This window comes from Sulfitobacter sp. (genome assembly GCF_036960155.1).
In the GTDB taxonomy this organism is placed as follows: domain Bacteria; phylum Pseudomonadota; class Alphaproteobacteria; order Rhodobacterales; family Rhodobacteraceae; genus Sulfitobacter.
The window spans coordinates 1280377-1292921 of sequence record NZ_JBALWB010000001.1; the positions used below are offsets into that span (position 1 = coordinate 1280377).

The 12545-nt window shown below is 54.1% G+C and carries 13 protein-coding genes; 10 read left to right on the plus strand and 3 right to left on the minus strand.

The features are described 5' to 3' along the window. Window positions 1-190: 190 nt before the first annotated feature. Together V7775_RS06405 and V7775_RS06410 are read right to left on the minus strand one after the other, a co-directional pair. Window positions 191-637: an ATP-binding protein gene (locus tag V7775_RS06405; protein WP_335751021.1), complete on the minus strand. Its 447-nt coding sequence runs from the start codon at window positions 635-637 to the stop codon at window positions 191-193. A 24-nt stretch (window positions 638-661) separates the two neighbouring features. Then, the gene (locus V7775_RS06410; RefSeq protein WP_335751022.1) at window positions 662-1000 is read right to left on the minus strand and encodes an STAS domain-containing protein; all 339 of its coding nucleotides are present in this window, start codon (window positions 998-1000) and stop codon (window positions 662-664) included. A gap of 86 nt (window positions 1001-1086) precedes the next feature. Here V7775_RS06410 and V7775_RS06415 point away from each other — a divergent pair, with 86 nt between their 5' ends. The 9 genes from V7775_RS06415 (at window position 1087) to rarD (ending at window position 11344) form a co-directional block, all read left to right on the plus strand. Beyond that, window positions 1087-2259: a thiolase family protein gene (locus V7775_RS06415; RefSeq protein WP_335751023.1), complete on the plus strand. Its 1173-nt coding sequence runs from the start codon at window positions 1087-1089 to the stop codon at window positions 2257-2259. Between the two features lie 71 nt (window positions 2260-2330). Next, on the plus strand, window positions 2331-2789 hold the full coding sequence (locus V7775_RS06420; protein ID WP_335751024.1) for a GAF domain-containing protein: 459 nt from the start codon (window positions 2331-2333) through the stop codon (window positions 2787-2789). Between the two features lie 95 nt (window positions 2790-2884). Beyond that, a complete protein-coding gene (locus V7775_RS06425) occupies window positions 2885-3457 on the plus strand; it encodes a helix-turn-helix domain-containing protein (RefSeq protein ID WP_335751025.1) in 573 nt (190 codons plus the stop codon). 1 nt (window position 3458) lies between these two features. After that, on the plus strand, window positions 3459-4079 hold the full coding sequence (locus V7775_RS06430) for a LysE family translocator (protein ID WP_335751026.1): 621 nt from the start codon (window positions 3459-3461) through the stop codon (window positions 4077-4079). Window positions 4080-4081: 2 nt separating this feature from the next. After that, window positions 4082-4462 carry a GFA family protein gene (locus tag V7775_RS06435; RefSeq protein ID WP_335751027.1) on the plus strand — a complete coding sequence of 127 codons (381 nt, stop codon included), beginning with the start codon at window positions 4082-4084 and terminating at the stop codon, window positions 4460-4462. Beyond that, complete coding sequence (locus V7775_RS06440; RefSeq protein ID WP_335751028.1) at window positions 4459-6912, plus strand: GcvT family protein; 2454 nt, start codon at window positions 4459-4461, stop codon at window positions 6910-6912. Before V7775_RS06435 ends, V7775_RS06440 begins: the two co-directional genes overlap by 4 nt. Before the next feature lie 82 nt (window positions 6913-6994). After that, window positions 6995-7897 carry a homocysteine S-methyltransferase family protein gene (locus V7775_RS06445; RefSeq protein WP_335751029.1) on the plus strand — a complete coding sequence of 301 codons (903 nt, stop codon included), beginning with the start codon at window positions 6995-6997 and terminating at the stop codon, window positions 7895-7897. Window positions 7898-7909: 12 nt separating this feature from the next. Further along, complete coding sequence (locus V7775_RS06450; protein WP_335751030.1) at window positions 7910-10354, plus strand: GcvT family protein; 2445 nt, start codon at window positions 7910-7912, stop codon at window positions 10352-10354. A gap of 69 nt (window positions 10355-10423) precedes the next feature. After that, the gene (gene rarD / locus V7775_RS06455; protein WP_335751031.1) at window positions 10424-11344 is read left to right on the plus strand and encodes an EamA family transporter RarD; all 921 of its coding nucleotides are present in this window, start codon (window positions 10424-10426) and stop codon (window positions 11342-11344) included. 9 nt (window positions 11345-11353) lie between these two features. Here the strand turns inward: rarD and V7775_RS06460 are convergent, their stop codons facing one another. Next, window positions 11354-11764: a nuclear transport factor 2 family protein gene (locus V7775_RS06460; RefSeq protein ID WP_335751032.1), complete on the minus strand. Its 411-nt coding sequence runs from the start codon at window positions 11762-11764 to the stop codon at window positions 11354-11356. A gap of 76 nt (window positions 11765-11840) precedes the next feature. Here V7775_RS06460 and V7775_RS06465 point away from each other — a divergent pair, with 76 nt between their 5' ends. Continuing rightward, window positions 11841-12488, plus strand: coding sequence for a pseudouridine synthase (locus tag V7775_RS06465; RefSeq protein ID WP_335751033.1), 648 nt, complete (start codon window positions 11841-11843; stop codon window positions 12486-12488). The last annotated feature ends 57 nt before the right edge of the window (window positions 12489-12545 follow it).

The following is a 12545-nucleotide window of genomic DNA, read 5'->3' on the forward strand; positions in this document are numbered from 1 at the left end:
GGAGTAGTGCTCCGGCGTCGTATACTGGGTGGGGGCAATTAAACACGACGCCGGAGGAAGCTATATGCAGCTACAAGAAACGGTATGACGGTCAAGCATGGCGGAATTGTGATGTTGCAGAGGCAAGTATGGGGAAATGCGGTGGCATTCCGGTGCTGAACGCCTGTTACTTGATTAAAGTAGCGATCTGTTACAGCCCAACAGCCAACAGCAGATTGAGGTGGTTAGAGTCCCCAACGCGGGCATAGTGTACCTTTTGGGCGAGAGAATGGATCATAAACCAACCGAATCCGCCTTCAGGTATATCTGACACTGCAACATCCAACGCGGGAGCGCAGGCATCGGGCGTTTTACCGAGGGGCATCGGGACACCTTCATCGATGATTGCCATCCGCAGGCCCTCGCGATCATGCTCTGCGTGAATATGTATTGTTGTATCGCCATCGGTCGCAGCCAACGCATGTTCGACAATGTTATTGAGTGCCTCAGCCAAGACAAGTTCAACTGTCCCCGCCTCATCAGCATCAAGCTCTAGTGGCGCAAGTTGTGCCATCGCTTGCGCAAGTCCAGTACGGACCGCATCTTCCTTGCCAGTGAAGGACACTTCAAATGAAAGTCTAGGAACATCTTTAGTCACGAGGAGTTCCAATTTTGCCCAAAATCATACCCGCAATTCTTCCAATGCGGATTCAACCGTCGAATAGACCCCGAAAACCGAATCCATCCTTGTCAGCTTGAATACTTTATCAACCGTTGGTGTAAGCCCAGCGAGAATGAGCTTTCGGTCTGGGCTAAGGATCTTCATCGCGGCAACAATAGCGCCTAGCCCACTAGAATCAATAAATTGAACATGGTTGAGGTCAAGAACGACAGTATCTTTCCCACCTTCTGTGATCTCGCGCATGCGGTCTTTGAAGGAGAGCGCGACGGATGCATCAATGCGTTGTTCCTGGACTGTTACGATCTGTATTTGCGGTTCTTTTGAGCTGGTGAGTTCCATGATATATTCCTGCAAAGATTGCGTGCTTACTGTTTGATAGCGCCAAATGGCTAAGAAGTTGTAAGCACCCGCAAAAGGAGAAAAATATGCGTAAAGTAGTGATAGCAGGGGCTTCTCGTACCCCGATGGGTGGATTTCAGGGTGCTTTTAGTAGCATGACTGCTGCGCAACTTGGCGGGGCGGCCATTCGTTCTGCGTTGGGCGGTGTTGATCCTGCAATCGTTCAAGAAGTCCTTATGGGATGTGTTTTGCCCGCTGGCCAAGGGCAAGCACCTGCGCGTCAGGCGGGCTTTGCTGCTGGTTTGGGTGAAGACGTTCCTGCGACCACGCTGAACAAGATGTGCGGTTCTGGCATGAAGGCCGCAATGATCGGTTTCGACCAGATCGCGCTGGGCCATACAGATGTCATGGTTGCTGGCGGCATGGAAAGCATGACGAACGCACCCTATGTCCTGCCCAAAATGCGCGGTGGTGCACGATTGGGTCATGCCGCCGTTGTGGATCACATGTTCCTTGATGGTTTGGAAGACGCATATGACAAGGGTCGCCTGATGGGCACCTTTGCCGAAGATTGCGCTGAGACATATCAATTCACGCGCGAACGTCAGGATGAATACGCGTTGGCATCGCTTAGTCGTGCGTTAGAGGCGCAAAAGAGTGGGGCTTTTGCGGATGAGGTTGCACCGGTTGAAGTGAAGTCACGTAAGGGAACGGTCACCGTTGATGCGGATGAACAACCGGCCAGTGCACGCCCTGATAAGATTCCACAGCTAAAGCCAGCGTTCCGTGACGGCGGGACAGTTACGGCTGCAAACTCGTCTTCTATTTCCGATGGGGCAGCTGCGTTGGTGTTGGCCTCTGAGGAGGCGGCGCTGGCCCAAGGGCTCACTGTACGGGCGCACATCATGGGCCACGCCAGCCATGCCCAAGCGCCGGGCTTGTTCACCACAGCTCCGGTCCCTGCGGCGCAAAAGCTATTGGAACGCATTGGTTGGACAAAAGACGACGTTGATCTGTGGGAAGTGAATGAGGCCTTTGCCGTTGTGCCTTTGGCGTTCATGCACGAAATGGATTTGTCCCATGACATCGTGAACGTGAACGGCGGTGCGTGCGCACTGGGTCACCCTATTGGTGCATCAGGAGCACGTATCATGGTGACATTACTTAACGCGCTGGAAAAACGCGGCCTAAAACGCGGCATCGCGGCGATCTGTATCGGGGGCGGTGAAGGCACAGCAATTGCGATTGAGCGTAGCTAATACTATCTTGATATTCGTAAAAGTTGTTGCGGCTCCTTGGGGCCGCGATTTCTGTTTCTATGAGGCTTAATATGAACGTTGATTACCCGTTACTCACCAAGACAATTGCCGCCCTCACCGAGGGTGAGGACGATTCCGTGGCCCTGATGGCAACAATTGCCTGTGAGTTGCATCATAGCGATGACCGCTTTGATTGGACTGGTTTCTACCGTGTGACTGCACCCGAGGTGTTGAAGATTGGACCCTATCAGGGCGGGCACGGTTGCCTTGTGATCCCGTTTGCGCGCGGTGTTTGTGGTGCTGCAGCCCGTACAGGCGAGGTGCAACTGGTAGCAGATGTTGATGCGTTCCCCGGTCATATTGCCTGTGCCAGCTCAACACGTTCAGAACTGGTTCTGCCTGTCTTTGGCGAAGGGGGTAAACTGCTTGGGGTTCTCGATATCGATAGCAACCAGCCGAATGCATTCACGCAAGCTGACGCAGATGCGTTGGTGTTGATTCTGTCTAAAACTTTCATACACGTGAAATAATAGTAGATTTTTTCACGAACCTCTGGCAGAAATTATGGAGAGCCTATTCGCGTGCAAGATTCGCGTGCTGGGCAATCCAATTCTGCAGAGGTTCCATGCGCCACGATTTGCCCCAGACGTCCCATACACTTGGTGTGGATTTACGTGCACTGCGACGGGCGCGTGGCCTGACGTTGACGCAGACGGCGCAAGCGTTGGGACGTTCTGTTGGCTGGCTTAGCCAAGTTGAGCGGGACAAGTCAGAACCCTCGATTACAGATCTACGGATGATGGCGGTACATTTTGATGTGCCTGTGTCCATCTTGTTTCGACATGAGGCCGCGCCCGCATCTGAGGCCGGATTTGTTGTACGGGCATCTGCGCGGCGGCCAATTGGGTCGTCCATGGCGGGGCTGGTCGAAGAACTGCTGTCACCTGATCTCAGTGATGATTTCGAAGTGGTTCACTCTACGTTTCTGCCGCACAGCCACATCAAAGACCTTGTGCAACGTCCCACACAAGAAGTCGGCTATCTGATTTCGGGCGCACTTGAGATCGAAATCGACGGCGTGGTGCATGAACTGAACGCTGGCGACAGTTTTCGCATCCGAGGCGAGGCGTTCCGCTGGGCCAACCGCACCGCAGATCCCGTTGTGGCGATCTGGGTTATTGCCCCGCCGGTGTATTGATATGAGTTTCGAAGCATGGACCATTTTCACGCTGTTCTGGGTGGTGTTTGTTACCACACCCGGTCCCAATGCGGTGAACTGCATCAACAACGGAATGAACCTTGGATTAAAGCGTTCCATGGTTGGGGTGCTCGCAATCCTAACACAGGCCACATTGTTTCTATTGCTCTCAGCGCTGGGCGTAACTGCGTTGATAACGGCCTCACCTACAGCGTTCACTGTTGCCAAGCTATTGGGCGCGGCGTTTCTGATTTATCTGGGTGTCCGTGGCTGGGTGCAGGCGAAAACGCCAGTAAAGGTTGTAGAGACACCCACAAAATCCATCTATTTGCGAGCACTCGCCATTGCGACGATCAATCCTAAAAGTGTTGCAGGATATTTGGCGGCCTTCTCTCAATTTGTGCAGCCTGACGTGCCGATCTGGGACCAGATGTTGGTGATTTTTCCAACGGCACTGACCCTAACCGCGCTGAGTTACACAGGCTTTACAGCCCTTGGTGCTGGCCTTGGACGTGCGGCGCTGGGGGCAGTGTTCAACGTGTGGGTGCGCCGTGTCATGGGGACCTGTTTCATCATTTACGGCGTGCTGCTGGGCAGTGCCGCCACGCCGGGTCGGGGGTAAGTATGCTAAACGGTTCATGCCTGTGTGGCGCAATAACATTTACAGCGCAAAAAGCGGCACGTGATCCTGCGGCTTGCCATTGTGGCCAATGCCGCAAGCAGTCTGGTCATCATTGGGCGTCGGTGCAGGTCATGGACGATGATCTGACCATCCACGGAACGCCCAGTTGGTACGCATCCAGTAAAACGGCAAAGCGGGGCTTTTGCCCAACATGCGGTTCGTTCCTGTTCTGGAAAGGACAGTCCGACCCAGACACTGGCGTGTCTTTGGGCGCGCTTGATGGTCCGACGGGCCTGAAACTTGAGAGACATATCTTCACCGCCGACAAAGGCGATTATTACGAAATCACGGACAACGTCCGTCAGGGGGAACAAGAAACATGAGTGATTTTCCAACAACAGCCCGAGTGGTCATTATCGGCGGCGGAGTCGTGGGGACATCCACGCTGTATCATCTGGCAAAAGCAGGCATGAAAGAATGTGTGTTGCTGGAAAAGAACGAACTGACAGCTGGATCAACGTGGCACGCGGCAGGCAACTGCCCCAACTTCTCAAACTCTTGGGCGGTGATGAACATGCAGCGCTACGGGCTGGAAATGTACCGCACGCTGGGCGAGGACGTTGACTACCCGATGAACTATCACGTTACGGGCAGCTTGCGTCTGGCGCATACCAAAGAGCGGATGCAGGAATTTGAACGCGTTGCCTCAATGGGCGCGTATCAGGGTCTGGACATGGGCATGCTCACGCCCGCCGAGCTAAAAGAGTATAATCCATTCATGGAAGTGCACGACCTGACCGGTGGCATGTGGGATCCGCTTGATGGTGACATTGATCCAGCACAGTTGACACAGGCGCTTGCCAAGGGTGCACGCGATGCAGGTGGGCGGATTGAGCGTTTCTGTCCGGTTGTGGGCCTTGATCGTGACGGCGACGAATGGATTGTGAAAACCGAAAAAGGTGAGATCCGCGCGCAATATGTCGTCAACTGTGCAGGTTATTATGCGCAGCGCGTGGGCGAGATGTTTAAGCCCTTTGGCGGTCGTACCGTGCCGATGGTTGTCATGTCCCATCAGTACTTCCTGACCGAACCGATCGCCGAGATCGAAGCCTACACCAAAGAAAAAGGCCACAAGATGCCGATGATCCGCGACGTGGACATCAGCTATTACCTGCGTCAGGACAAAAACGGTCTGAACCTTGGCCCTTATGAGCGTAACTGTAAGGCACATTGGATCACACCCGAAGATCCGATGCCCGAAGACTTCTCGTTTCAACTGTATCCGGATGACCTAGAGCGTCTGGAGTTCTACATTGAGGACGCAATGGAGCGTCTGCCTGTATTGGGTACAGCAGGGGTTGGCCGTAACATCAATGGCCCCATTCCCTATGCACCTGACGGCTTGCCGATGATCGGCCCGATGCCGGGTGTAAAAAATGCGTTTGAAGGCCACAGCTTTACCTTCGGGATCGCGCAGGGCGGTGGTGCTGGCAAGGTGCTGGCAGAATGGATCATGCACGGCGAAACCGAGCTGGACATGTGGGCGGTTGATCCGCGTCGCTACACCGATAGCGCGGACCACGATTTCACATTGGCCAAAGCGCTAGAAACCTATGGCCACGAATACGCCATGCACTTCCCACACCACGAATGGCCTGCAGGCCGTGACAAAAAACTTTCTCCAAACCACGCCGCGCTGCAAGATGCAGGAGCCCAGTTTGGCGCATATAACGGCTGGGAACGCGCCAACTGGTTTGCGAAAGAGGGCGATGATACCTCGGAAGAAAGCACACACACATGGGATCGTAACGGCCCGTGGGCTGCTCGCATCAAAGAAGAAGTCGAAGCAGTACGTGATCACGCAGGTGTCCTCGATATGCCTGGTTTCTCACGCTATACCTTGAGTGGCACAGGCGCAGCGGAATGGTTGCGCGGCCAAGTCGCAGGCGCATTGCCCAAAGTGGGCCGCATGAACCTTGGGTATTTCACGGACAGTCGCGGCCGGATTTTGACAGAAATGACAATCATTCGCTGGGGCGAGGATGATTTCTGGCTGATGACAGCTGCAGTGGCCTTGTGGCACGATTTCGAACTGCTCAAAGGGCGCATGCCTGACGATGGTTCACTGACGCTGACCGACATCACACGAGACTGGTCGACGCATATTGTGACGGGCCCAGCCTCGCGCGAAATTCTGGCGGGTATGTGCGATGGCGCCGATCTGAGTGCGACGTGGATGGCCATTCAGGATGCCACAGTTGCGGGCAAACCAGCCAAGCTGTTCCGCGTTTCCTTTGCGGGTGAATTGGGTTGGGAAGTGCACACAGCATTTGACGACAGCCCGACTGTCTATCAAGCGATCACAGCCGCAGGTGCAAAACCTTTCGGCATGTATGCGCTGAATTCCATGCGGATCGAAAAAGGCTACCGGACATGGAAGGGTGATCTGTCGACCGATTATTCTATGTTGGAAGCGGGATTGGATCGTTGGGTCAAGTTCGACAAGCCACAGGACTTTGTCGGCAAGGCCGCATTGATTGCTGAACGTGACGCGGATATCAAAAAACGCTTTGTGACCATGATCGTTGATGCTGGTGATCAGGATGCGCCGTACATGTCTACGGTGTATCACGGAGATGAAGTGGTTGGTGAGACGACCAGTGGGGATTGGGGCTACCGGATTGATAAATCCGTGGCACTGGGCACCATTCGCGCGGATCTGGCTGTGCCGGGTACTGAGCTGATGATCAATATCTTCGGCAAGATGTGTCGCGCAGTTGTTCAGGTTGATGAACCGCTTTGGGATGCCGCAAACGAGCGGTTGCGTGCCTGATCTGGTCCCTTCCTAAAATCCAATGAGTACCGAGGCCGCGTATATTGTGGCCTTGGGCTCGATCATTCTGAGTGTGAAATTGATGACAAATATTACCCTTCTAGATGGCTCTATCGGACAGGAATTGGTCAAACGTGGCAGTGGTGCTGCGACGCCATTGTGGTCGACAAGCGTGATGATGGATGAGCCTGAACTGGTGAGAGAGGTCCACGCGGACTATTTTGCCGCGGGATCCACGATTGCAACGACAAACACATATGCCGTGCACCGCAACCGGCTAGAGCGCGAAGGTGTCGAAGACCAGCTTGGACCACTTACCCATACTGCCGTGGATCAGGCCGTCGCCGCACGGGATGCACACGGCAAAGGCCGCGTTGCTGGCGCGCTGGGCCCGCTGTTGGCCTCTTTTCGCCCGGACCTAATGCCTGATGTTGGTCTAGCGACTGAACGGTTTGCCGAAATCATCACGCTAATGGGGAACCAAATCGATTTGGTGCTGGCAGAAACAGTTAGCTCCTTGCAGGAGGCTGAGGGTGTCTTTCAAGGCTACGCAGCCTCGGGCACGGATAAGCCACTTTGGATCGGTTTGTCTGTGGATGACACCGATGGAACCATGCTGCGTTCAGGGGAACCGTTGGAAGTGGCGGTGTCCATGATGGCCCATTACAAACCTGCAGCTGTCTTGTTGAATTGCTCAATGCCAGAGGCGATCACACGCGGTTTGCCGATCTTGACTGATTGCGGCTTGCCGTTTGGCGCCTACGCAAACGGCTTCACGATGATTACAGACGACTTCAAAAAAGACGCCGCAACCGTAGCCTCGCTGAACGCCCGTACTGATCTAACGCCCGCGCTTTATGCGGATCACGTGATGAAATGGGTCGGCGCAGGAGCCACTATCGTTGGCGGCTGTTGCGAAGTTGGCCCCGCTCATATTTCCGAAATCGCCCGCCGTCTGACCGACGCTGGCCACACAATCGTTTAGAAAGGTCTACCCATGGCCGAGGTTCCCTCACAAGCGCGAGTTGTCATCATTGGTGGCGGCGTTATTGGATGCTCTGTTGCCTATCACCTGACCAAGTTGGGTTGGAAAGACGTTGTTCTGCTTGAACGCAAGCAGTTGACGTCTGGCACAACATGGCATGCGGCTGGTCTGATCGCGCAACTGCGTGCTACGAAAAACATGACCAAACTCGCGAAGTATTCCCAAGAGTTATATGGAAACCTTGAAGAAGAGACAGGCGTCGCCACCGGATTTAAACGCTGTGGTTCCATCACTGTCGCTCTGACAGACGAGCGGCGCGAAGAGATATTCCGCCAAGCTGCAATGGCACGTGCCTTTGGAGTGGATGTCGAAGAAATCTCGCCCGAAGAGGTCTTGAAGCGCTATGAGCATCTGAACATCGATGGCGTTAAAGGAGCAGTCTATCTGGACAAAGACGGGCAGGGCGATCCGGGAAATATTGCACTAGCGTTGGCCAAAGGCGCACGGCAACGCGGCGCTAAAGTGATCGAGCGAACAGCTGTGGCTGCCATCGCCAAAGAAGGTCGCCGCGTGACTGGCGTTGATTGGCAGCAAGGCGATGAGACAGGCCACATCAAGGCGGATATGATTGTGAACTGTGGCGGCATGTGGGGTCATGAAGTCGGCCGCATGGCGGGTACAAACGTCCCGCTTCACGCTTGTGAACACTTCTACATCGTTACCGAAGCCATTCCCGGCCTGACGCAACTGCCTGTTCTACGGGTGCCTGATGAGTGCGCCTATTACAAAGAAGACGCAGGCAAGATGCTGCTGGGCGCGTTTGAGCCAAACGCAAAACCGTGGGCGATGAATGGCATCCCGAAAGACTTTGAGTTTGACCAACTGCCAGAAGATTTTGATCACTTTGAACCGATCTTAGAGGCCGCTGTTGAGCGGATGCCGATGCTTGCTGAAGCTGGCATTCACACGTTCTTTAACGGCCCTGAATCCTTCACGCCTGATGACGCGTACCATTTGGGTCTCGCGCCCGAGATGGACAACGTTTGGGTTGCGGCAGGTTTCAACTCTATTGGGATCCAGTCCGCGGGTGGCGCCGGAATGGCGCTGAGCCAATGGATGGATGAAGGCGAAAAGCCGTTTGATTTAGGTGACGTTGACATCAGCCGGATGCAGCCGTTCCAAGGGAACAAAACTTATCTGTTCGAGCGCTCCAAAGAGACGCTGGGTTTGCTCTATGCGGATCACTTCCCCTACCGTCAGAAAGCGACCGCACGGGGAATTCGCCGCACGCCTTTCCACCATCACATGATAGAACGTGGCGCGGTGATGGGTGAGATAGCCGGATGGGAGCGCGCCAACTGGTTTGCCCGTGAAGGGCAAAAGCCAGAGTATGAATACAGCTGGAAGCGCCAAAATTTCTTTGACAACGTGCGCGAAGAACACATGGCTGTGCGTCAAAATGTGGGCCTTTATGACATGTCGTCATTCGGGAAAATCCGCGTAGAAGGCCGTGATGCCGAAGCTTACTTGAACTATATCGGTGGCGGTGATTATTCGGTTCCGGTTGGAAAAATCGTCTACACTCAGTTTCTTAATCGCCGTGGCGGGATCGAAGCGGATGTGACCGTGACACGTCTGGCAGAGCACGCCTATTTGGTGGTCACGCCAGCCGCAACACGCCTAAGTGACGAGACATGGATGCGACGCAATCAACGTGATTTTGATGTGGTCATCACCGATGTCACCTCAGGTGAAGGTGTGCTAGCCGTGATGGGCCCACGTTCACGCGAGCTGCTTCAGGCGGTGTCGCCAAACGATTTTACCAATGACGTGAACCCGTTTGGCACCGCACAAGAAATCGAGATTGGCATGGGCCTAGCGCGTGTCCACCGCGTGACCTACGTGGGTGAGCTGGGTTGGGAAATCTATGTAAGCGCAGATCAGGCTGGCCATGTTTTCGAAACATTGGCTGAGGCGGGGCAAAATTTTGATATGCGCCTGTGCGGCATGCACATGATGGACAGCTGCCGGATCGAAAAAGGGTTCCGCCACTTTGGGCATGACATCACCTCAGAGGATCATGTTTTGGAGGCGGGCCTTGGCTTTGCCGTTAAAACATCCAAGCCTGACTTCATCGGGCGTGAGGCCGTGCTGGACAAAAAAGAGGCGGGTCTGGACATGCGGATGCTGCAATTCAAGCTTACTGACCCTGAACCACTGCTGTATCATAATGAGCCTGTCCTGCGTGACGGTGAGATTGTGGGTTACCTAACCTCTGGTTCATATGGCCACCATTTGGGTGGCGCGATGGGCCTTGGTTATGTGCCTTGTAAGGGCGAAAAGCCTGCGGATATTCTAGCGTCGACCTATGAAATCGACGTGATGGGAACACGTGTAAAAGCAGAGGCATCTCTGAAGCCGATGTATGACCCCAGCTCGGAACGGGTAAAGGTGTAATGGGTACAATCTAACGCTTTCAGCGCTTCAAAACTTATCCTACCCCTGTCAGGGATAGGAGTACTCCAAATGCGCAATCCCAACAGCACAACGCCATCGACAGATCAGGACACACCACGTGGGTTTTTGTTTGCTGGGGGGGCCTATGTTCTGTGGGGGTTCTTGCCACTCTATATGAAGCTGCTCAGCCATATTCCTACGGCTGAGGTGATCGCCCATCGGGTCATCTGGTCGGTGCCAGTTGCTGCCGTTGTGCTTATCTTACTGGGCCGCACAGCAACCTTACGTGAGGCGTTTCGCAATCCACGCATGTTGGCGATGGGTTGTGTGACAGCCACGCTGATTTCGCTCAATTGGGGGATCTACGTTTATGCAATTGCATCGGGTAATGCGCTGGATGCGGCGATTGGATATTATATCAATCCCCTATTCAGTATCTTCCTTGCCGCTGTTTTGTTGGGAGAGAAGCTGAACCGTGCGCAACTGGTTGCGGTCGGCTTGGCCGCTGCTGCTGTGGTGGTGTTGATTGTGGATGCCGAAAGCACACCATGGTTGGCCTTTGGCATGATGCTGACTTGGGGTTTTTATGCGCTTGCGAAAAAGAGCCTGCCGATTGGTCCTAACCAAGGGTTCTTGATGGAGGTCCTGATCTTACTGCCCGTCGCTTTAGCTTACGCTATCTATGTGTCCGGCTCAGAGGGATCGCATTTTATGATGGGTAATGCCGCTGATACTTGGTTGTTGCTAGGATGTGGGGCGGTGACTGCTGTGCCGCTGCTGCTCTATGCCAATGGCGCCAAGCTGCTGCGCCTTTCGACCATCGGGATCATGCAGTACATTGCACCTACATTGATTATGTTGAACGCAGTGTTCATTTTTGGAGAGCCGTTTGGCCGTGCCCGCGCGATTGCTTTGCCGATGATCTGGCTGGCATTGATTATCTATACAGTATCAATGGTGCGCCAGATGCGCCGCAATCGCACGGGTTGATAAACTCGATTATGACAAGGCGGCTTTGTGTTTCATAAACGATGGGTCTTTCATGACCCGTTCGTTCATTGCCGCACGTAAGGCTCCGATGGTTTTGTAGGGACGCATCACAACTTCAAAGTGCTGCATCAGCCCTTCGTCATTTAGCGTGACCAGATCAACTCCTACGCAATCAAGGCCGTCGATCTTGCACTGAAACTCTAGCGCCCAGTCGTTGTCAGCGCCCATCACACGGCGGTATTCAAAGTCTTCGAAAACTTGGTTCACATGGCCTAGCACAGCTGCCACAGCATCACGGCCATTCCATGTGGCCCAGTATGTTGGCGGCTGGAATGTGATGTCTTCGGCCATAAGGGCGGGAACCGCGCTATGGTTGTCGGCCAGAACTGAATCATGAAATTTCTGAATTGTCGGGTGCATGTTGGGTCTCCTCTTTGCCAAAAGGATGGCATGCAGTGGGTTGAAAACCCACCCTACACATGGGAGTGAGGCGTCTATGGACGCAACGTATTCCCCCCCGCAAGACCCCCTAAATATCTTGCACCTCGATCACGAGGTCATTCTGGTCGACAAACCTGCTGGGCTGCTGTCCGTGCCGGGCAAGGGTGAGCATTTGGCTGATTGCCTGATTGCGCGGCTGCAGGTCGCCTTTCCTGATGCGCTGCTGGTGCACCGTCTCGATCGCGACACATCCGGTGTGATGATTTTTGCGATGACGCCCTATGCGCAACGCCATCTTGGGCTGCAGTTCGAAAAACGTATGACAAAGAAGACATATGTTGCGCGGGTTTGGGGTGTTCCCACAGAAAAAACAGGTACAGTTGATCTGCCGCTGATTGTGGATTGGCCAAATCGTCCCCTTCAGATGGTGTGTCATGAGACGGGTAAATCAGCGCAATCTGATTGGCGTGTGATAAAAGACGAAGGCACCACCGCACGTGTTCGCCTGACGCCTCACACAGGGCGCAGTCACCAGCTGCGCGTCCACATGCTGAGCCTTGGCCACCCGATCCTTGGGGATCCGTTTTATTCAGAAGGAGAGGCGTTAGATTTCCCGCGCATGATGCTCCATTCCGAAGAACTGCGGTTCAAGCACCCCGATGGTGGTCAATCAACCAAGATACGCAGTAAGGCACCGTTTTAGGGGACATGAAAAAGGGTCCCCCGAAGGCCCAGCCCCTGACAGTAAATGTTAAAAAAT

Coding starts and splice junctions, on each gene's coding strand:
- V7775_RS06410 (WP_335751022.1), bottom strand. CDS start 1,000: ATGGAACTCACCAGCTCAAAAGAACCGCAAATACAGATCGTAACAGTC.
- V7775_RS06415 (WP_335751023.1), top strand. CDS start 1,087: ATGCGTAAAGTAGTGATAGCAGGGGCTTCTCGTACCCCGATGGGTGGA.
- V7775_RS06420 (WP_335751024.1), top strand. CDS start 2,331: ATGAACGTTGATTACCCGTTACTCACCAAGACAATTGCCGCCCTCACC.
- V7775_RS06425 (WP_335751025.1), top strand. CDS start 2,885: ATGCGCCACGATTTGCCCCAGACGTCCCATACACTTGGTGTGGATTTA.
- V7775_RS06430 (WP_335751026.1), top strand. CDS start 3,459: ATGAGTTTCGAAGCATGGACCATTTTCACGCTGTTCTGGGTGGTGTTT.
- V7775_RS06435 (WP_335751027.1), top strand. CDS start 4,082: ATGCTAAACGGTTCATGCCTGTGTGGCGCAATAACATTTACAGCGCAA.
- V7775_RS06440 (WP_335751028.1), top strand. CDS start 4,459: ATGAGTGATTTTCCAACAACAGCCCGAGTGGTCATTATCGGCGGCGGA.
- V7775_RS06445 (WP_335751029.1), top strand. CDS start 6,995: ATGACAAATATTACCCTTCTAGATGGCTCTATCGGACAGGAATTGGTC.
- V7775_RS06450 (WP_335751030.1), top strand. CDS start 7,910: ATGGCCGAGGTTCCCTCACAAGCGCGAGTTGTCATCATTGGTGGCGGC.
- rarD (WP_335751031.1), top strand. CDS start 10,424: ATGCGCAATCCCAACAGCACAACGCCATCGACAGATCAGGACACACCA.
- V7775_RS06460 (WP_335751032.1), bottom strand. CDS start 11,764: ATGCACCCGACAATTCAGAAATTTCATGATTCAGTTCTGGCCGACAAC.
- V7775_RS06465 (WP_335751033.1), top strand. CDS start 11,841: ATGGACGCAACGTATTCCCCCCCGCAAGACCCCCTAAATATCTTGCAC.